Annotated in this window: 19 protein-coding genes; 18 read left to right on the top strand and 1 reads right to left on the bottom strand. The window is 49.9% G+C overall.

Going from position 1 to position 19276, the window contains the following annotated elements; genetic code table 11:
• The first annotated feature begins 393 nt into the window (after window positions 1–393).
• From ispD to ASG34_RS09740, 14 genes are all read left to right on the top strand, one after another.
• Complete coding sequence (gene ispD, locus ASG34_RS09805) at window positions 394–1125, top strand: 2-C-methyl-D-erythritol 4-phosphate cytidylyltransferase (protein ID WP_055829989.1); 732 nt, start codon at window positions 394–396, stop codon at window positions 1123–1125.
• A complete protein-coding gene (gene ispF, locus ASG34_RS09800) occupies window positions 1122–1607 on the top strand; it encodes a 2-C-methyl-D-erythritol 2,4-cyclodiphosphate synthase (RefSeq protein ID WP_055829988.1) in 486 nt (161 codons plus the stop codon). The genes ispD and ispF overlap by 4 nt, the downstream gene beginning before the upstream one ends.
• A gap of 8 nt (window positions 1608–1615) precedes the next feature.
• Window positions 1616–3439 (top strand): ABC transporter ATP-binding protein, encoded by a 1824-nt coding sequence (locus ASG34_RS09795; protein ID WP_369814572.1) that lies wholly within the window; start codon window positions 1616–1618, stop codon window positions 3437–3439.
• Window positions 3440–3626: 187 nt separating this feature from the next.
• A complete protein-coding gene (gene gspG, locus ASG34_RS09790) occupies window positions 3627–4049 on the top strand; it encodes a type II secretion system major pseudopilin GspG (RefSeq protein ID WP_082488064.1) in 423 nt (140 codons plus the stop codon).
• Window positions 4050–4054: 5 nt separating this feature from the next.
• Window positions 4055–5230, top strand: coding sequence for a type II secretion system F family protein (locus tag ASG34_RS09785; RefSeq protein ID WP_055829981.1), 1176 nt, complete (start codon window positions 4055–4057; stop codon window positions 5228–5230).
• Window positions 5227–6912 carry a GspE/PulE family protein gene (locus tag ASG34_RS09780; RefSeq protein ID WP_055829979.1) on the top strand — a complete coding sequence of 562 codons (1686 nt, stop codon included), beginning with the start codon at window positions 5227–5229 and terminating at the stop codon, window positions 6910–6912. Before ASG34_RS09785 ends, ASG34_RS09780 begins: the two co-directional genes overlap by 4 nt.
• Window positions 6893–7744 carry a hypothetical protein gene (locus ASG34_RS09775; protein WP_055829977.1) on the top strand — a complete coding sequence of 284 codons (852 nt, stop codon included), beginning with the start codon at window positions 6893–6895 and terminating at the stop codon, window positions 7742–7744. Before ASG34_RS09780 ends, ASG34_RS09775 begins: the two co-directional genes overlap by 20 nt.
• A complete protein-coding gene (locus tag ASG34_RS09770) occupies window positions 7734–8363 on the top strand; it encodes a hypothetical protein (protein ID WP_055829976.1) in 630 nt (209 codons plus the stop codon). Before ASG34_RS09775 ends, ASG34_RS09770 begins: the two co-directional genes overlap by 11 nt.
• Window positions 8360–8992, top strand: a complete 633-nt coding sequence (locus ASG34_RS09765) for a hypothetical protein (protein WP_055829974.1) — start codon at window positions 8360–8362, stop codon at window positions 8990–8992. The genes ASG34_RS09770 and ASG34_RS09765 overlap by 4 nt, the downstream gene beginning before the upstream one ends.
• Window positions 8976–9635 (top strand): hypothetical protein, encoded by a 660-nt coding sequence (locus ASG34_RS09760; protein ID WP_235559762.1) that lies wholly within the window; start codon window positions 8976–8978, stop codon window positions 9633–9635. The genes ASG34_RS09765 and ASG34_RS09760 overlap by 17 nt, the downstream gene beginning before the upstream one ends.
• 3 nt (window positions 9636–9638) lie before the next feature.
• The gene (locus ASG34_RS09755) at window positions 9639–11687 is read left to right on the top strand and encodes a secretin N-terminal domain-containing protein (protein ID WP_055829970.1); all 2049 of its coding nucleotides are present in this window, start codon (window positions 9639–9641) and stop codon (window positions 11685–11687) included.
• Entirely contained in the window at window positions 11687–12211 is a 525-nt protein-coding gene (locus tag ASG34_RS09750; RefSeq protein WP_055829968.1) for a type II secretion system protein, read from the top strand. The genes ASG34_RS09755 and ASG34_RS09750 overlap by 1 nt, the downstream gene beginning before the upstream one ends.
• Window positions 12198–12596 (top strand): type IV pilin protein, encoded by a 399-nt coding sequence (locus ASG34_RS09745; RefSeq protein ID WP_055829967.1) that lies wholly within the window; start codon window positions 12198–12200, stop codon window positions 12594–12596. Before ASG34_RS09750 ends, ASG34_RS09745 begins: the two co-directional genes overlap by 14 nt.
• Before the next feature lie 17 nt (window positions 12597–12613).
• Window positions 12614–13102, top strand: coding sequence for a type II secretion system protein (locus ASG34_RS09740; RefSeq protein ID WP_055829965.1), 489 nt, complete (start codon window positions 12614–12616; stop codon window positions 13100–13102).
• A gap of 3 nt (window positions 13103–13105) precedes the next feature.
• Here the strand turns inward: ASG34_RS09740 and ASG34_RS09735 are convergent, their stop codons facing one another.
• On the bottom strand, window positions 13106–13711 hold the full coding sequence (locus ASG34_RS09735) for a lytic transglycosylase domain-containing protein (RefSeq protein ID WP_235559761.1): 606 nt from the start codon (window positions 13709–13711) through the stop codon (window positions 13106–13108).
• Between the two features lie 303 nt (window positions 13712–14014).
• Between ASG34_RS09735 and epsA the strand changes: the two genes are divergently transcribed.
• From epsA to ASG34_RS09715, 4 genes are all read left to right on the top strand, one after another.
• Complete coding sequence (epsA, locus tag ASG34_RS09730; protein WP_055829961.1) at window positions 14015–14845, top strand: XrtB/PEP-CTERM-associated transcriptional regulator EpsA; 831 nt, start codon at window positions 14015–14017, stop codon at window positions 14843–14845.
• 302 nt (window positions 14846–15147) lie between these two features.
• Complete coding sequence (locus ASG34_RS09725; protein ID WP_055829959.1) at window positions 15148–15909, top strand: PEP-CTERM sorting domain-containing protein; 762 nt, start codon at window positions 15148–15150, stop codon at window positions 15907–15909.
• A 69-nt stretch (window positions 15910–15978) separates the two neighbouring features.
• On the top strand, window positions 15979–17454 hold the full coding sequence (locus ASG34_RS09720; RefSeq protein WP_235559760.1) for a hypothetical protein: 1476 nt from the start codon (window positions 15979–15981) through the stop codon (window positions 17452–17454).
• A gap of 196 nt (window positions 17455–17650) precedes the next feature.
• The gene (locus tag ASG34_RS09715) at window positions 17651–19273 is read left to right on the top strand and encodes a ShlB/FhaC/HecB family hemolysin secretion/activation protein (RefSeq protein ID WP_235559759.1); all 1623 of its coding nucleotides are present in this window, start codon (window positions 17651–17653) and stop codon (window positions 19271–19273) included.
• Window positions 19274–19276 lie beyond the last annotated feature (3 nt).

Genomic DNA, 19276 nt, shown 5'->3' with positions numbered 1-19276 from the left:
CCTTCCCATCTCGAACAGGGCCGTGAAACGAACTTGCGCCAATGATAGTGTACTCTTCGTATGCGAAAGTAGGTCATCCCCAAGCTCCTTACAAGAAAACCCCGCTAGCAATAGCGGGGTTTTTGCTTTTAAGCCAGATCGGCAGGAGATAAAAAAACCCGGTGCAAGCACCGGGTTATCAATGTCTATTAAGATAACTCAAAATAGACTGCCATGAAATCTGTATTGCTGTTGTTTGCGCCGTTAACCAGGCATTTAACCGCTAGGTCGGCTGTTGTTGTGAGTCTTCTCCCTCRTTTGCTTGCATCATAAGCATCCAAAACAAGCATGTCATTAACCCATTAGGGCTAATCCGGGAACAAGTTGCTAAGCATGGCATGTTAAAATGGATGGATGGCTAAATATCATGTCTTAATTCCCAGTGCAGGGCATGGCACTCGCATGCAATCAGAAACTCCCAAGCAGTATTTGATGCTGAATGGCAAACCATTAATGCGGCATGCAATTGATGTTTTTGAAGGGATGCCTGAAATCTCAAGTATTGTCATTGTGATTTCTGAAAATGATCCATATTGGAAACCTGCACTGCTGAACGATTGTCATAAAACACGCGTAATGTCAGTGGGTGGAGAAACGCGTGCGACCAGTGTACTCAATGGTTTAAAGGCAATAGCAGCTTCCATAGAGGCTGACGATTGGATACTGGTACATGATGCGGCTAGACCAGGCATCGATCAGGCAATGATTAATCGCCTGATCAATGCGATATCAGATAAAGATGTTGGTGCCATTCTCGCGTTACCACTGGCTGATACTCTGAAGCGTGCCGATGCAAACGCCTTTATCAGTGAAACCATTCCCCGCGAAAAATTATGGCAGGCACAAACGCCTCAAATGTTCAGGCATGATCAGTTGCAACAGGCATTAACCACTTATTTACAGCGGCATCCGACAGATGAGGCACAAGCCATGGAGTGGATGGGTTATCAACCTAAATTGGTTCTGGGCGATTTAAAAAATATGAAAATCACCTACCCACAAGATTTAAAGGTGGTTGCTGCGTTAATGCAGTCTGCACACACCGAAACAGCAACTTTAAGTTTGAGCGATACAGGAAATTTATGACGCCCTTTAGAATTGGTCACGGCTTTGATGTGCATGGGCTAGTAAGCGGCCGCGATTGCATTATCGGTGGTGTAAATATTCCTCATCCACTCGGTTTGGACGGACATTCGGATGCCGATGTGCTGCTGCATGCTATTTGTGATGCGTTATTAGGGGCTGCGGCGCTCGGCGATATCGGTAAGCATTTCCCCCCATCGGAGATGCGTTATAAAGGCATAGATTCACGTGAGTTATTAAGGCATGTGGTGGAATTGCTGAGTAAGAAGGGGTTTCATATTGGCAATGTTGATGCAACTGTGATCTGTGAAGCTCCTAGACTCGGGCCTTATATTAATAGCATACGAGAGAATATTGCCGGTGACTGTCAGGTCGGCATTGATTTTATTAACGTAAAAGCGACTACCACTGAAAGGCTAGGCTTTACTGGTCGTGGTGAGGGCATTGCTGCCGAAGCCGTTGTTCTGATTTATACACACCTTTAACCATGCGATTGTTTTCCAAATTTGAGGGATTGGTTTCTCCTTTCCCGCACGAAATTATTCAAAACCTGCCGACAAAATTCTGGCCATTTATGTGGGCCTGCTCACATGGCATGCGTAAGTACATCTTATTGATGACCATACTGACCGCTTGTATTGGTGCATTTGAGGCATTACTCTTTGCCCTGATGGGGAAGGTGGTGGATAAGCTGACTGCGATTGCTCCCCAACAGTTGTGGAATACACATCAACAAACGTTGACTTGGGTAATCGCTATTCTGGTGGGTAGTACCGTCATTATCCTGCTGCAAACGCTGATTAAACATCAAACATTGGCGGGCAATTTCCCCATGCGCATGCGCTGGCAATTTCATCAGCATATGCTGAATCAGAGTATGTCCTTTTATCAGGACGAGTTTGCCGGAAGGGTTTCCGCGAAGGTGATGCAAACTGCACTGGCAGTCAGAGACGTGTGGTTTATCCTGGCTGACATCATGGTATACGTGCTGATCTATTTCACCACCATCGTGACGGTTGTCGGAAACTTTCATCCATGGATGGTGCTGCCTTTTCTCGGTTGGCTGCTGTTGTATGGCTGCGCGCTTTTTTACTTTATTCCACGCTTGGCCAAGGTGTCACAGCAACAGGCAGATGCACGCGCATTGATGGCTGGGCGAATCACCGACGCCTATACCAATATCCCCACAGTCAAATTGTTTTCGCATGCGGGACGGGAAGCAGGGTATGCGCAATCTGCCATGCAGGAGTTTTTGGATACCGTACATGGACAGATGCGCATGGTCAGTTGCGTAGAGAGCATCAATCACTTTTTAAATATGTGCCTGATTATTGCCAGTGGCGGCATGGTGCTATGGCTTTGGTCGCAAAGCCTGGTAGCCGCTGGCGCGGTGGCTGCTGTGATGGCAATGAGTTTAAGGCTAAATGGGATTTCTCACTGGGTGATGTGGGAGCTTACTTCCCTGTATGAGCAAATTGGTACGGTGCAGGATGGCGTAAATACCTTATCTGTCATCAATGATGTGGTTGATCAGCCTGATGCGCCGGCACTTTCAGTGCCAAAAGGCGAAGTCAGGTTTGATCAGGTGGATTTTGCCTATGCACAACAGACACCTCTGCTACAAAGTTTTGATTTGAATATCCGGCCGGGTGAACGAGTAGGTTTAGTGGGACGTTCCGGCGCAGGTAAATCAACCATCGTTAATCTGTTAATGCGTTTTTATGATATCCAGTCCGGCCAAATACGCATTGATGGCCAGTCGATAGCTAGCGTTAAACAGAATTCTTTGCGTCAGCAGATCGGTATGGTGACGCAGGATACTTCCTTGCTGCATCGTTCAGTGCGCGAGAATATTCTCTATGGCCGCCCTGACGCGACTGAGGAAGACATGGTGGCTGCTGCCAAACGGGCGGAAGCGCACGACTTTATCCAGACACTCAGGGATGCCAAAGGTCGCACCGGCTATGATGCCCACGTAGGTGAACGCGGGGTAAAACTCTCCGGCGGCCAGCGCCAGCGTATCGCTATTGCGCGCGTGATGCTTAAAAATGCGCCTATCCTGGTACTGGATGAAGCGACTAGCGCGCTGGATTCAGAAGTTGAGCAGGCTATCCAGCATCATCTGTCGCAATTGATGGAAGGTAAAACCGTAATTGCCATTGCACACCGGCTTTCCACCATTGCCGCGATGGATAAACTGGTAGTCCTCGATAAAGGTCATATCGTAGAAACCGGCACCCATCATGAATTACTCAAGCTGAATGGTATTTACGCCAAACTCTGGGCGCATCAAAGTGGTGGTTTTCTAGGTGAATAGTGAGCTTCTAAATATCTTGTTTCTGCAACTTGGCTAGCCAACTTTAAAAGTTAGCAACTCTCCAAATTACTCATCGCCATAATTGTTAATATAAATTTACAATTATGGCGATTTGTCACATTGCTGCCACTTTTCTGCAATCTGAACTGCTTAGTATTGTCATCAAATTTTCATGGAGAAATATTGGATGACGCTGCGTTCGGTCAGAAGCATTGCCGGGTTTACCTTACTCGAATTACTGGTGGTAATGGTCATTATCGGCTTACTGGCAGGCTATGTCGGTCCCAAGTATTTCCAGCAGATTGGCAAATCAGAAGTAAAGACGGCCAAGGCACAAATCGCAGCGCTTGAGCAGTCATTGGACCAGTTCCGCCTGGATGTCGGCCATTATCCATCTACCGAGCAGGGGCTGAATGCCCTGATGGCGAACACCGATAATGACACGCGCTGGAGCGGGCCTTATCTGAAGAAAGGTGTGCCCAACGATCCTTGGGGCAAGCCTTACCAGTATCGTTTTCCAGGCCAGCATGGCGAGTATGATTTATTCAGCTATGGCAAAGACGGCCAGGTGGGCGGCAATGATGAGTCGCAGGATATTACCAGCTGGTAATTGACATGCGCTACCAAGCCAAAGTGTTGAACGGCTCACTATTGACGATGGTCGAGTTGCAGGCCGACGATGAGCAGGATGCTTATGCGCAGTTAAAGTCTAAGGGCTTGCTGCCAGTTTCCCTGCAATTGGATAAATCAGGTAAGACGCGCTTAAAAAAAGAAGCTTTCCCCCTGGCTTTGTTCAGTCAGGAGTTATTGGCTTTGCTGCACTCAGGGCTCAATCTGGTCGAAGCGATTGAGGCACTTTCATTACGCCAGGATCACACCCGCGCCGTATTGCAGGGTATCTTGCAGTCATTGCAGCAAGGTAAATCATTCTCTGCCGCACTCGAACGCCAACCGGAAGTATTCCCTCCGCTTTATTTTGCTACCGTCAAAGCGGCTGAGCGCACCGGTGATTTAGGCAATGCCTTATCTCGCTATATTGCGTACGACAACCAGGTCTCACTTCTTAAAAAGAAAATCATCAGCGCATCGATTTATCCCATGCTGCTGATTATCGTCGGTGGTCTGGTGATTGCCTTTTTAATGGGTTTTGTCGTACCGAAATTCAGCAGCGTGTATGAAGGTACAGGCGCGGACTTACCGTGGATGTCGCAAATGATGTTGCAGTGGGGTACCCTGATTTCACAACATGGTGAAACCATGCTCGCCATATTGGTCGGTGGCATCATCGGGCTGATTCTGGTATTTAAAACACCTAGCATGCGGCAGGCCATGGTGCGGGCAATCTGGCGCATCCCGGCCGTCGGTGCCAAGTTGCAGCTCTATCAATTAGCACGCTTTTACCGTACTTTGGGTATGTTACTGGCGGGCGGTACGCCCATCATGACGGCGATTGATTCGCTAGGCGGCTTGCTGGATATTAGCATGGCACTCAGCCTGCAACAGGCGCAAACCATGATCAGCCAGGGGCAGCCGCTGTCGAATGCATTCAAAACTGCGGGCATGACCACACCCATTGGTGAACGCATGCTGCTGGTTGGGGAACGTGGCGGTAATGTGGCGCAAATGATGGATAGCATCGCCGGTTTTTATGATGAAGAACTGGCGCGCTGGATAGACTGGTTTACCAAATTGTTTGAGCCCTTGCTCATGTTGTTTATTGGCCTGGTGATAGGTGTTGTTGTGCTTCTGCTGTATATGCCAATCTTTGAACTGGCGGGGCAAATCCAATGAATCAGCTTTTACCAACCACAATGCAAGCGGATGTATTCGCGCAGGCACAAATGCTGGCACAACAGCAGCAACGTCGTGTCATCGAAGTGCTGGAAGAGTTACTGTCATTGGAGAGCGAAGCGCTGGTCAATGAATTGGGTAGCCTGCTGCATTACCCGGTAGCCAGCATGCGTGAAATGCGTGAATGGCAGGTCGCGTTCGATGTCATCAGCTATAACCAGGCACAACAAAAAGAATGCCTGGCTTTTTATGATGAAAACCAAGCATTGATACTGGTATTTGCTGACCCGTTCGACAAGCAATTGCCGTTATGGGCGCAGCATGCCGTGCAGCAGTCCTTTACATGGCGATTGGCACACCGGCTCGATATTAGCGCTTACCTGGCCGGTGAGGAAGAAACCATGCGTGCCATGGATGGCATGGGTCTGCACGAAGACCAGGCAAAGGAGGGCGAAGAGGAGGTTGTGATGCAACTTTCGCTCAAGTCCATCCATGAAGATGCCAACCCCATCATCAAATTGATCAACTCCACTTTATATGATGCACTGAAAACCGGCGCCAGTGATATACACCTGGAGTCGCATCCTGGGGGCCTGGCTGTGAAATACCGCATTGATGGCGTGATGGCCAGTATTGCCAATAGCCCGGGACTGGATAGTGCAGAACAGGCTATTTCGCGGATCAAGGTGATGGCGCAACTGGATATTGCCGAACGGCGTATCCCGCAAGATGGCCGATTTAAAGTACATGCGATGAACCGCCTGATCGACTTTCGTGTGTCCATTATGCCGAGTGCGTTTGGTGAAGATGCTGTATTAAGGGTATTGGACCGCAAAGCACTCACCGAGCAGGCGCAGGGCTTAAGCCTGAAGGCGCTGGGGTTTGACGACGACGTGATTGCCAGGTTCAGGAAGCTGGCCAGCGAACCATATGGCATGGTGCTGGTGACCGGACCTACCGGTAGCGGTAAAACCACTTCATTGTATGCCGCCATTTCTGAAGTGAATACCGGCTTTGACAAGATTGTCACCATCGAAGACCCGGTGGAATACCAATTGCCTGGTGTGTTGCAAATCCCCGTGAATGAAAAGAAAGGCCTGACGTTTGCGCGCGGGCTGCGCTCTATCCTGCGTCATGATCCTGACAAAATCATGGTTGGTGAAATCCGCGATGCGGAGACCGCACAGATTGCGGTGCAGGCGGCACTCACCGGTCACCTGGTGTTCTCCACCGTGCATGCCAACAGTGTGCTGGATGTGATAGGCCGCTTTATGCATATGGGCGTTGACCCGTATCACTTTGTGTCGGCCGTCAACGGCATTATTGCGCAGCGCTTGGTGCGCAGCTTGTGCCCGCATTGCGCTGAACCGTTTGTGCCGGATGCAGAGTTACTGGAAGCCTCAGGCCTGACGCCGGAACAGGCCGTCGGTATGACCTTTAAATATGCCAAAGGCTGTGGACATTGTCGCGGTACCGGTTATAAAGGCCGTAAAGCGGTGGCGGAAGTGTTGGTGCTGAATGACGAGTTACGCGAGATGATCATTGCCCGCGAACCTATCCGTCAGCTCAAAGAAGCCGCTGCAAAAAATGGCATGCGTACCATACGCGAAGCGGCAGTCAGTGCTGCGGGTGCGGGCATGACAAGTTTGCAGGAGATTAACCGTGTCACGTTTATTGCCTGATATGCTCAGCCAAATACGTTGGTGTGGCATGACGCGGATGCTGGTGACAGCTGACAGCGTGCTGGCCGAGCACTGGCCGGCTGGTATTCAATCACGCAGAGTGGTTGCCCAGGCACCCCTGGATAGTACGGAGCCTCTCGCCTTGCAGGCAGCCATAACTGCTGTCATCGCGCAACTACCCGCCACCGACTGGCAGCGTATCGAAATTTACCTGGCAGACCAGCATGTGCATTTGATGTTATTACCTGCCATTCAACAATCCGGCCAGGCCACCGCTTTATCAGGTACTGAGTTGCAAGCATATGCACGAGCCATGTTGCTCAAAACCTATGGTGAGGCCGCGGTGCAATGGCCGTTGCGTATGCAGGATGTCCCGCAAAGCCATGCTTCATTGCTCGCCACTACACCAGTCTTGCAAAACATAGCTGCAAAAAACCTGGTGTCGCCACGCAAATATCTGCAATTGTCGTTGCAACCCTATGCCTGCGCACTCTGGGCGCATACCCGCCTGCCAGCAGAGGGTACGGTAGTGAGTGCAGAGCCGCATATGCTGCGATTATTGCATTTGCAGCAAGGCGAAGTTACCCATGTTGCCAGCCTGGTCAGTGATCTGGCCGAAGTAGATAGCATGGCTGCATGGTTGCTGCGCGAGCGGACTTTAATGGGCGTGCAGGCCGCAGACTGCTACTGGTTAAGTGAACCGGCATGTGAGCCGGTAGCTGCGGTTGGTCGCCGGCTGTCGCAACACCTGGCAGGCCGCTTGACCTGGAAAAACATATATTCCGCCAATGCGATCACCTCACTGTGGCAAGAGGTCGCACATGTGGCCTAACCCGAACTACTATTTTGAGTTTGCCCAGCCTGCATTTGCCTGGCGAAAGGTGCGTTGGCCGGGTGTATTGCTGTTAGTGGTAAGTGCTTTACTAGTATTGACTGCCTGGCATGCAGATGATGAAGTCAATGCACAACTGCTGGCTATGGAACAACACAAAGCGGAGTTGTCACGAGCATTGGTACAAGCGAATGACGAAGCCAGTCAATTACAAAAAACAATCGTGGCTCAAGCACAATCTGCACGAACACCGGAAGAGGCAAAGCAGCATGCATATGCCGCGGCACAAAAGAAAGCCGCCATCGCACTGACCCAGGCACAGGAAAAAGAAGCAGAAACTATTACGCAGCAGTTAAACATCCACTGGTTCGATTTATTGCAGGCGCTGGAATCCCGGCAGATCAAGGACATTGCATTGTTGCAGCTGTTACCCGATGCCGCACGTGGGCAATTCACCTTGTCCGGCGAAGCCAAGGACTACAACACTTTGCTGAAATATGTGGGTCATTTGCAGGAAGAGGCAGTGCTGACGCAAGTGCATCTGCAAAAACACCAGGTGATTGAAACACATCCGCAACGTCCGGTCAGTTTTGAAATACAGGGCGGGTGGCAGCCATGAGTGGTTTTCGCTTGCCGTCCATGACAGGGCTCTTCTGGTTTGCCAGACGCAGCGCTTGGTACCTGGGCTGGGTGCCCATGTTAGCCAGTAGCGTGCTAATCGTCGTCTGGCTATATTTGTTACAGCAACAACCGGCAAAAACGGCCCAACTTGCTTCGCTGGAACAAGAAGTCGAGCAGCTGGAATTACGGTCCGCCACTCCTGTTGAAACGGGGACGCCCATTTCAAAAAAAGTAGCAGCAGCAAAAACGCCTGAAGTGGAAAGTGAGCCCGTCACCCTGTCGGAGCTGTGGCAGCAGTTGCCTGCCAGTAGCGAGTTATCACCGCGTATGTTGCAGGTCGCCGCGCTGGCGCAAAAGCATCATATACCTTTGAATGTGGGCGATTATCAGTGGCAGGCACATCAGGCCGCTGTCGGCCCGCAGCTGATACAGCAATTTGATATGCGTTTCACCATCCAGTCGGACTATATCACTTGTCGCCGTTTTATCAGTGAAGTGCTGCGTCGTTACCCGACCATGGCGCTGACCGGGCTGGAACTGCGCAAGAACGAAACGGTGCAGCCGGTGATTGAAACGACGCTGACATTCTCCATGTTTATCCGCGGAGGGCATGAGCATGCGACTTGAGGCGGCTAACGCGCAAACATCCCGGCGGCCGCTGTTATGGATCAGCCTGCTGCTGACAGTTGTGTTGGTGTATTGGCAATGGTCAGCGGAGCAGGATGCGGTGGATGACACTGTCGTTGCAGACAGCAGTTTGGCTCATCCTGCCCCTGCAAAAAAACAGGCATCTGCAGCAGCCGTGCCAGCTACAGTCACAGTGCCGGAACTACAAACGAATAGCGCCCATGATCAGGCTGCGCAACCTGCCGCAGCAGAGAGATCCAGCCCTGTCGTGCTGCCGAGAAAGTTACCGGCCAAGGTCAGTCATGCCCTGTTTGATGCGCATGAGTGGTTGCCACCGCCAGTCAAACCACAACCGCCACCACCGCCGCAAGCCCCGCCAGTACCTTACACCTACGTAGGCAGCATGCAGGATGTGCCCGAAGGCAGCACAGTGATTTTAATGCAGCAAAAAAAAGTATTGATGCCCAGGCTGAAGAGCCAGGTGACTGCGCAATGGCGGCTGGATAGTGAAGATGCGCAATCTGTTTATTTTACGTATCTGCCGCTTAATCAGGCAGTGGTATTGAGCAAGGCAAAAACCGCAGCAGCAGGGCAACGCCAGTCTGTGGCGGATACTGAAGACAATATTCCGTTAGAACAATAATTCATGAGTCATTCTTATATTCAATCTCATCGCTTAACCGCGCTGCCAACCCGTTTACGGACCACGCTATTCCTGGTGTGTATTGCCTTTGGTCTGGCTGCCTGCGGTTTGTTCCCGACTAAACTCACGGCCACCACGCCTGAGGGAAAAGTACATGAATTAGCTAAACTGGTGGCTGAAAAACCAGGTGATGTGGAATTACGCAATCGCTGGTATCGCGAACGGGAACAGGCAATTAATGCCCTCTCTTTCGAAGCCGAAGCGGCCAATGCCAAAGGCAATGTTGCTGAAGCAAAACAGATTTACGCGCGGATACTGACGCTGGATGCAAATCATCCCAAGGCGCTGGATTATGAGAGAGCGGGCGAGCGCGAGATTATATTGCGCAAGCAACTGGAAGCGGCCAAACAGAAGATTGATCAGCCCAAAGAAGCGCTGAAGCTGGTACGCGATATCCTGCTGGAACAACCGACCAACGAGCAGGCATTAGCACTGGAAAGGCAGTTGATTGCGCTGGAAACCCATGCACGTGCGGCGTTACCGCAGCTGCAAACCGGCTTAAGCAAACCGGTGACGCTGGAACTGCGTGATGCCAATATAAAAGTTGTATTCGAGGCATTATCCCGTGCCACTGGCGTCAACTTTATCCTGGATAAAGATATCAAGCCGGAAATGAAAGCTTCGGTCTTTCTTAAAAAAATGCCGATTGAAGATGCCATTGATATGGTGCTGACCAGTAACGGCTTGCAGAAAAAAATTCTGTCACCCAACAGCCTGCTGGTGTATCCCGCCACCCAGCAAAAGAACAAGGATTACCAGGATTTGCTGATCCGTAACTTTTACTTTGCCAATACCAGTGCCAAACAGTGTGCGGACATGCTGCGTACCATCCTTAAAATCCGCGATGTCTATGTTGATGAGCGCCTGAACATGCTGGTATTGCGGGACAGGCCGGAAGTACTGGCTCTGGCGGAAAAAATGATCAAGGCGCAGGACATTGCCGACCCGGAAGTGATGCTGGAAATTGAAGTGATGGAAATCACACGTGGCAAGCTGCAAGACCTGGGGATTATCTATCCTAGCTCACTGACAGTATTGAATAGCCCGTTAACGCTGGAAGCCTTGAAGAATCTGAAGTCCTCCAATATCGGCGTCAGCCCTAACCCCAGCATACAGTTCAAGACCACCGATACGGATTTGAACCTGCTGTCCAATCCGCGTATCCGCGTCAAGAACAACGAAAAAGCCAAAGTGCTGGTCGGTAATAAAGTGCCAGTGATTACCACCAATACCACCGCTAACGTCGGCACCTCCGAAAGTGTTTCGTATGTGGATGTCGGGCTGAAGCTGGAAGTGGAACCACGTATCATGCTGGACGATTTTGTGAGTATCAAAGTCAACCTGGAAGTCAGTTCATTAGGCGAAGCGGTGACCCTGAGCAATAACTCCAGGGTGTTTAACATCGGCACCCGCAATGCCAGCACGATACTGCGGCTGAAACATGGGGAGACGCAAATCCTGGCGGGCCTGATCCAGGATTCCGAACGCAAGAATGCAGACAAAGTACCATTTTTAGGCGAGATCCCGATTTTGGGCAGGTTATTCTCCCGTCACAATGACGAGAAACAAAAAACGGAAATTGTGCTGGCAATCACGCCTAAAGTGATCAGCAATGTTACGCTGCCGGAAGCCACTTTCTCCGAATACTGGAGTGGTACCGAAACCGTGATTTCTGATAAGCCGCTGTTGAATACCACACCGATGACACCGGCATTGACACGTGGCCAGCAGATACGTGAGCAGCAATTACAGCGCCAGCGTGAACTGAACGAGCCGATTGCCCCCCCGGTGATTGAATCTCCTGATACACCGGTGCCACCTGAGGCCAGCATACCATCACCGGATGCGCTTCCGCCGCCACCAGAGCCTGCCAGCACGTTTCCTTCTTCAAACGTTACCCCCACGGTGCCGGGCATGTCCAACAATGTGAATGGCAGTGGCGTGCAGGAACAATCGCCCACCACCTTACCATCGCCTAAGGTCATTCCGTAATGCGATGTCAGTCTACAGCCAGGGTTTGCCGGGCTCGGCGCCTGACTCATGGCAACGGATTCACCCTGATTGAATTAATGGTTTCGCTGACGATTGTTGCGATTATGGCCAGTGTCGCCACGCCTATGGTGCAGCTTACTTTGCAGCGACAAAAAGAGCAGCAGCTACGTGAAAGTCTGCGCGAGATACGGCGTGCGATTGATGGCTACAAAAAAGCGGCGGATGACGGGCGCGTCAAGAAAAATGCCGATGCCACCGGTTACCCGCCTAATTTGCAGATACTGGCGGAGGGCGTGCAGGATATGAAAGACCCTAAGCGCAAGGTGTTGCGCTTCCTGCGCCGGGTGCCGCAAGACCCTATGCTGAGACTCCAGCAAACTGCCGGCACCAGTCCTTCTGTAGGCTGGGGATTACGCAGTTACGATAGCCCGCCTGAATCCCCGCGCTACAGCCAGGATGTTTATGATGTGTATTCCTTAAGTACCCAGACCGGAATCAATGGAGTGCCGTATGCGCAATGGTAGACATCGTATGATCAAGCGTATTGCCGGTTTCACATTAGTAGAGTTGCTGGTGGTGTTGTCGATTCTTGCGTTATTGTTGTCGCTGGCAGTGCCACGTTATTTTTCCGGAGTGCAACGTGCCAAGGAGCAGGCGCTCAAGCAACAGCTGGTGACTACCCGCAAGGCGCTGGATGAATTTTTTTCTGATCAGGGCCAATACCCTGATACCTTGCAGGAGCTGGTAGACAAGCATTATCTCGATAAGCTGCCATGGGATGCCATTAGCGAAAGCAACGATACTTGGGTGATTACCGCACCCGAGTTGCCGCTGGTGGGCGGTGTGTATACCTTGCACAGCGGCGCCACCGGGCAGGCCACGGATGGCAGCCTGTATACGGATTGGTAACCTGGCATACATTGTTCATGCGACCGCAGCGAGGGTTCTCATATATAGGCGTGATGGTCACGCTAGTGATTGCCGCTATTGGCATGCAAGGTGCGGCGGTGATGTGGCAGCAACAGACACAGCGCGCCAACGAAGCCTTATTACTGGAAGTTGGTGAAGCCTATCGGCTGGCGATCGGGCGTTATTACGAATCCACGCCGCAACCGGTCAAACAGTATCCAATGACCTTGAATGAACTGGTCGAAGACAAACGTTTCCCGGTACTCAAAAGGCATCTGCGCAAACTGTATACCGATCCCTTTTTTGCCAGGCAAGGCATGACGCCGGTGTTTCGTAACGGACGCATCGTAGGGGTGCACAGCCAGTCATTGCTGCAACCTATCCGTAGTGCAGGCTACCAGGAGTTTGAATCCGGTTTTCATGGTGCAAAGCACTACCGGGAGTGGCAGTTTATCTATGAGCCGAATACACTGGCAGACCTTGAACTGGCGTGGGCTAACCGTTAATTTTTATTCCAAAGGTAATGTTTCGTGCGGCAACCGGCTTTTGAATGCGCGGTAATAACTTAATACTTTAGGCACATACTGCCGGGTTTCGCGAAATGGTGGCAAGGTATTTTGCCGCATTTTTACCGCATTCGGCCCGGCATTGTAAGCGGCAAGTGCCAGCGAAATATCGCCCTCAAACAATTCGAGCATATTTTTCAGGTAGCGCGAGCCCCACAAGATTTGCTGGCGCACTGACCATTGTTTGACAGGGATGGTTGAAAACGATTGGGCAGTGGAAGGTAACACCTGCATCAATCCGTAAGCCCCTTTCCTGGATTGTGCTTGCGGATTGTAACCAGACTCGGTGGCAATGACTGCATGTATGAGGGCCGGATCGATTTGAGTGGCTTGTGCGACAGCCTGTACTTCATTCTGGTAAGGAATGCTACCGGTTTGCCAGCGTAGCTTCTTAGACACTTGTCGATCGTCAGGATTTGATTCAACCGTCATTGCCTCATCGTCGACATTGCTGATGACCAGCTCTGTATCACTGGTATCGTCGAGTAGGATTTGACCGCTTAAATGCTTGACCTCAAGTGTAGTGTCAGCAAATGCGTTGTTTATCATCGCCACTGCAAACGACACACTGCCAATCAGCAAGATGTGAATGCATCGCCTACGGTAAAGGGGATCCAGAGCGGTCATGATGGCGGAATAATGCCATGCCCATATGACATCTAAAAGACATGTCGAGTAATTCGGCAATATTATACAAAGGTCAGTCTGGTCATATCCTGTGTTCCAATTGGGAACTAATCCTTAGGCATAATCCGCTGTCATGAATATATCAACCAACTGACACGCGGCAATCATTTTTCTGTCACAAATTCTCCGCAAACTGTGCTGCATTTATATCAATGTGGCAAACACATGAGCACAATAACAGGGACGGATCAGGCCAATGACCAATGGGCATTGGTGCTGAATGAAGAGCAGCGCGTGTTATTCATGGAGGTGATCGAAGAATCACTACGGTTACAGCATCGCTCTCATTTTTTTAACTGGCTACAACGCGGATTCCAATGTTTGCTAGCACACGAAGTGGTCATTGTGGGCGTAAGAGGAACAGAGCGCCCCACTTATGATTATGAGTATCTAACCTCCAGCCGATATTTTGGCGATACACAATTTGACCAGGTATTACATGATACCGATGGTCTGGTCAGCCAGGCATTCGAACAATGGAGTACGCTCAGTAAACCCTTGTTTTACCATACTGAAATACCCAGCCAGCAGAACAGCCACTACGCTGTAGAACAAATAGACGCCGACAGGATGAGTGCATCTGAGCTCAAACGGTTTGTGGTACATGGCTTTGGTAATGAGCATAGCCGCATTGCCACCCTGGTTATGTTTGGCCGCCTGAGTTCACCCGTCAATGCGCAAACTGCGCATCTGTTGGAATTGCTGATGCCGCATCTGCACTGTGCCATCGAAAAAGTGACTGCCAACAAATGTCCTTCAGTGTTATCCACTACCACTCGTAATGGCAGGGTCAAACCATTAAGCAGGCGCGAGCTGGAAGTGCTGGAATGGTTGCAGGCCGGCAAAACCAATTGGGAGATCGGCAGCATCATGGAGATCAGCCCGCTGACCATCAAAAACCATGTACAGAATATCTTGCGGAAAATGGATGTTGAGAATCGCAGCCAAGCAGCCAGTAAAGCCCTGAAAATGGGGCTGATTACCCGTAAGCAGTAATGTTCCTGCTTCTACCTCATTGTCATCAAAATTTATTCTGCAACACCTCTCTTTTAGTCCGTTAGGACTAGTCCTGAATTCCAAACTGTCATCTTGGGTTTTTACAATAAACAGGATTTTTATGCATGCACTCAACATGCGTTTTGATTAGCCCGGTTGGGCTAGTCATAGCGGACTAGATTTTCAAGTCACGCTGTCATGTTGGTCAACCATAATTTTTCAGGTCGAGATTGACTGCTTTACTTAAGCATATTTGTAGTTTGTTCTTTTTATTATTTTTGTTCGAAATTGAGGAGAAGTTTATGAAATTCCAAGTGAAGGCTTTGATCGCTGCTTTGGCTTTAACAGCATCTGGCGTGGCTAGCGCTACTAACGTTCCATCTTCAGGTAACGGTTCTTTGTTCCTGACTATTTTTGATCGTACTACCAGTTCTTCTTTAGTGATTGATACAGGCTACTTTTACAGCACCCTGAATGAAATCGGTACTGATAATGCTGATTCAAACTTTGATAGCTCAAACAGTGCACTGACATTTGACTTGAGCACAAATGCTGCATTCCAGTCATTCATCGGCAGTGCTAACCTGAGCACTACTTATTACAATGTATTTGCTGGTGACACCCAGGGTGCGGGTGCTGCTGCTGGTGCACGTGGCATGATCTCTTCTTACGATCTGGCTAACTATCCAAATGCTCAAGAGTCAGTTGCAATTTCCAAATCCCCACTTGTGACTGCAGTTGGTGCTTTCAACCAATTTGTATATCAAAACAATGACCCGTTTACTTACTTTGCCAATGATAACAACGGTAACCAGGGTCCAACTTCAATCGCCTTACTGGGCGGTGAAATGAGTCTGTATCAAACCGTTCAAAAGCAAACTAACGGTGCTGGTGATAACTTCTTCTTCAACAATACTAAAGTGAATTTCAGCAATTCCGGTTTGTTGACCATCTCTTCAGTACAGGTCACAACACCGGTACCTGAGCCAGAAAGCTTTGCGATGTTGGCTTTGGGCATGGGCGTGGTAGCTGCTGCAGCTCGTCGTCGCAAGTCCGTAAAATAATAAAAAAGGGGCTCTTTAAGAGCCTCTCTGCTCTTTCAAGATCTCTGATTCAGAAAATTTAAGGGAAATATGATGAACATTAAAAAAATCGCATTTGCTCTGGCAGCTTTGTCTGTCAGTACATTGGCTTCAGCAGGCATCACGCCAGCTCAGATCGAATCTGCACGTGGTGCAGGTACTTTAGACCAGGCATGGATCGCAGGTGCTTCTGCACCTACACGTTCTATCTACGAAGGCTGGGTAAAAGGTTGCCAGGCTGGTACAGGTTCTATCTTCACAGCACAAGCTGCCAGCAACACTTCTACTGCTCCAGGTTCCCTGGGTAACTTCTTTGCTTACGCATGTACACGTGGTACACGTACTTCCGTGTTGTATCACACAGTAGATGGTGGTTCATTGAACGCATTTACACCATTTACTAATGGTACAAAATTGGCACGTGTATCTTATTTTGGTGGTACTTCCACCTCTTGTGCAAAGCAAGCTACAGGTTATGTAGATACTTCTAACACTGCTAATAATGCTGACTTGTACAAGGGTTGTGCACAATCAGGTTCCCCTGTTGCCTTGGACGCGAATGGTGTACAAACTTCTGCTAACCGTGCTATCAACGCTGCTGCCTTAACTGCTGATGCGCTGGCACCGCAACAGATCGTTGGTGGTTTCTCTGATGTTGAGCCTACATTGTTCTCTGCAGCTATCGGTGGTGGTAACGTTTCCAGCTTCGGTACTGTGAGCAACGCTTTCCTTGGTCAGGCTTTCGGTGTAGTTGTTTCTAATCCGCTGTATCGTAGACTGCAACAAGTACAAGGAATTTCTGAGTCCGGTAATAACTTCACTCCAGCATTGGCTCCTTCACTGACCAGAAGCCAAATCGCTTCTATCCTAGCTGATGGCGGTGCTGTACAGACTGCTGAATCATGGTTCCCTATCCTGGGTGAAGAAGATGGTGAGAAAGTAATCATCCAACGCCGTGTAGATACTTCAGGTACACAAGCTTCTTCCAACGCATTTTTTCTAGGTAACCCATGCCTGGGCGGTAGCTCGTTGTTGCCAGCTGCCACTACTTCAGGTAACTACCAAGTGGTGTTGAACTCCGGTTCCGGTAACGTGAAAACCAATATCACGACAGCATCAAACGCGGCCGCTGGTTCACGTTACGCAATTGGCGTATTGTCACTGGAAAACGATCCTACTCTGGAAAACGCAGCTAACAGGGACTACCACTACATCAAGATCGACGGTTCACACCCAGAGACTGGTGACGTAGTGAATGCTCGTCTTGCTGCAGCTTCAGGTCTGTATCCATTCCACATGGAAGCAAAAGCCTTTGTATCCAACACAGCACCAGCTGGGTTCCAGAGAACTATAGTTACAACCATCGTTAACGCCTTGAAAAACCCGACGGCTGCTGCTTGTGCAACATTGCCACGTGGCTTGACTTTGAACCCGGATGGCGGCAACACCTCTTGTGTAGCTGGCGTCGTAAAAGCGAAGTTCACAAACTTCGGTAACAACTGCGCACCAGCAGTATTGTTCGAGTAATAAAAAGTTAAACATTTACTCTTAATCAGAGTAAAGCAGTTGTAGACGCACTCCCCAAAAGGGAGTGCGTTTTTCTTTTATCTGTAAGTGGTTTTTCGGACTAGTCCGTTTCATGCCTGTGACATAAAACTTTAAGAAAATGCTGGTCTGTTGTAATCGGCAAAATAGTTGAATATTAAAGGTGCAGGCTTTGAGTTTGAAATCACAATTTATCTGGTTATCTCTGCTGGCATGCGGTATGCCATTAGCAGTCTTTGCCGAAGAGCCGGTTGCTGAGGTCGAGCAACAGTCAGTGCAAGTCAACGAAGCAAATGATGAAATAAAGTTTGATGTTTTTGAGTATCAGGTCGATGGCAATTCGGTGCTCCCTAGCAGCGATATTGAAAAAGCTGTTTACCCATTTATGGGCGAGCAGAAAACGATCACCGATGTCGAGCAGGCACGTACAGTGCTGGAGAAAACCTATCAGGAAGCCGGTTACCTGACAGTGTCAGTCAGTATCCCGCAACAGGATGTTGATAAAGGCGTGGTGCGCCTGCTGGTCACCGAGGGCAAAGTGGAGCGACTGCAGGTGGTTGATGCGCATTACAATACTTTGAGTGAGATAAAATCACGTACACCGCAGTTCGCTGAAGGATCAGTACCGCATTTCCATACCGCGCAGAAAGAATTGGGCACACTCAATCGTAACCAGAACCGCCAGGTGACGCCGGTCCTTCGCCCAGGAAAATCGCCTGGCACCGTGGAAGTTGATCTGCAGGTTAAAGACAAATTGCCGTTGCATGGCAATCTTGAACTCAATGATCGTTATTCGCCGAATACCAGCAAGCTGCGCCTGAATGCAGGGATCAAATACGATAACCTGTTCCAGAAAGACCATAGCTTAGGCATGAACTTACAGGTTTCACCTGAAGATATCAATGAGGTGAAGGTATTTTCCGGCACCTATGTGATTCCTCGCGAAAACGGCGATTACTTTGCAGCTTATGCCGTTGCTTCTGACAGTAATATTGCCGCGGTAGGTGATATTAATGTGCTAGGTAAGGGCTACATTGTTGGCGCGAGATATATCCACCCATTGCCTCTTTCTGAAGGTTTTTATCATAGCCTGACATTTGGCCTAGATTATAAAATCTTCAAAGAGAACTTGTTCCTGCTCGGGGCGGATACCAGCATAGACACCCCTATTTCTTACTGGGCAACATCCATCGGTTATGACGCCAACATCCAGTCAGGCTATGGACAGACACAGGCCAGTATCGTGCTTAACATGGCGCCGCGTTTGATGGGTAACACCGACGCCGAATTTAACCGTAAGCGTGACCAGGCACAGGCTAACTATGCCTACCTGCGCGCCGATGTGAAACAGTTGTATACCTTTGATTCCGGTTGGGCAATGCAGGGCAAACTGGCGTGGCAGCTGGCCAGCCAGGAGCTTATTTCTACCGAGCAGTTCACCATAGGCGGCGTCGAGTCGGTGCGTGGTTACCTAGAGTCCAGCCGCCTGGGGGACAGCGGCGTTTCCGGTACGCTGGAGTTACGCACGCCACCCTTGGCGCAATATCTCAAGCACTACCAGTTCGCCAACTACATCAAGGATTTTTACGCCTATGCATTTATCGATGCGGGACGCGTTCAGGTCAAGAATCCTGCTGGCCTGGAGCCGCATTATGAATTGTATTCCGCCGGCCTGGGTTTCAAGCTGAAGACCAACAATGGCTGGTTCTCTTACCTGGACCTGGCGCAGGCAATGAATGATGCGCCTGAGGTGGAAACGGGTGATTTCAGACTGCATTTCCGTGCAGGCTATGAGTGGTAAGTG

The organism is Methylophilus sp. Leaf416 (assembly GCF_001424665.1).
GTDB lineage: Bacteria > Pseudomonadota > Gammaproteobacteria > Burkholderiales > Methylophilaceae > Methylophilus.
This window is presented reverse-complemented; position numbering and strand designations above follow the sequence as displayed.

Bases quoted from the DNA above. Each gene is read 5' to 3' on its own strand.
- ispD (WP_055829989.1), top strand. From the start codon at position 394: ATGGCTAAATATCATGTCTTAATTCCCAGTGCAGGGCATGGCACTCGC.
- ispF (WP_055829988.1), top strand. From the start codon at position 1,122: ATGACGCCCTTTAGAATTGGTCACGGCTTTGATGTGCATGGGCTAGTA.
- gspG (WP_082488064.1), top strand. From the start codon at position 3,627: ATGACGCTGCGTTCGGTCAGAAGCATTGCCGGGTTTACCTTACTCGAA.
- ASG34_RS09785 (WP_055829981.1), top strand. From the start codon at position 4,055: ATGCGCTACCAAGCCAAAGTGTTGAACGGCTCACTATTGACGATGGTC.
- ASG34_RS09780 (WP_055829979.1), top strand. From the start codon at position 5,227: ATGAATCAGCTTTTACCAACCACAATGCAAGCGGATGTATTCGCGCAG.
- ASG34_RS09770 (WP_055829976.1), top strand. From the start codon at position 7,734: ATGTGGCCTAACCCGAACTACTATTTTGAGTTTGCCCAGCCTGCATTT.
- ASG34_RS09765 (WP_055829974.1), top strand. From the start codon at position 8,360: ATGAGTGGTTTTCGCTTGCCGTCCATGACAGGGCTCTTCTGGTTTGCC.
- ASG34_RS09760 (WP_235559762.1), top strand. From the start codon at position 8,976: ATGAGCATGCGACTTGAGGCGGCTAACGCGCAAACATCCCGGCGGCCG.
- ASG34_RS09755 (WP_055829970.1), top strand. From the start codon at position 9,639: ATGAGTCATTCTTATATTCAATCTCATCGCTTAACCGCGCTGCCAACC.
- ASG34_RS09750 (WP_055829968.1), top strand. From the start codon at position 11,687: ATGCGATGTCAGTCTACAGCCAGGGTTTGCCGGGCTCGGCGCCTGACT.
- ASG34_RS09745 (WP_055829967.1), top strand. From the start codon at position 12,198: ATGCGCAATGGTAGACATCGTATGATCAAGCGTATTGCCGGTTTCACA.
- ASG34_RS09740 (WP_055829965.1), top strand. From the start codon at position 12,614: ATGCGACCGCAGCGAGGGTTCTCATATATAGGCGTGATGGTCACGCTA.
- ASG34_RS09735 (WP_235559761.1), bottom strand. From the start codon at position 13,711: ATGATAAACAACGCATTTGCTGACACTACACTTGAGGTCAAGCATTTA.
- epsA (WP_055829961.1), top strand. From the start codon at position 14,015: ATGAGCACAATAACAGGGACGGATCAGGCCAATGACCAATGGGCATTG.
- ASG34_RS09725 (WP_055829959.1), top strand. From the start codon at position 15,148: ATGAAATTCCAAGTGAAGGCTTTGATCGCTGCTTTGGCTTTAACAGCA.
- ASG34_RS09720 (WP_235559760.1), top strand. From the start codon at position 15,979: ATGATGAACATTAAAAAAATCGCATTTGCTCTGGCAGCTTTGTCTGTC.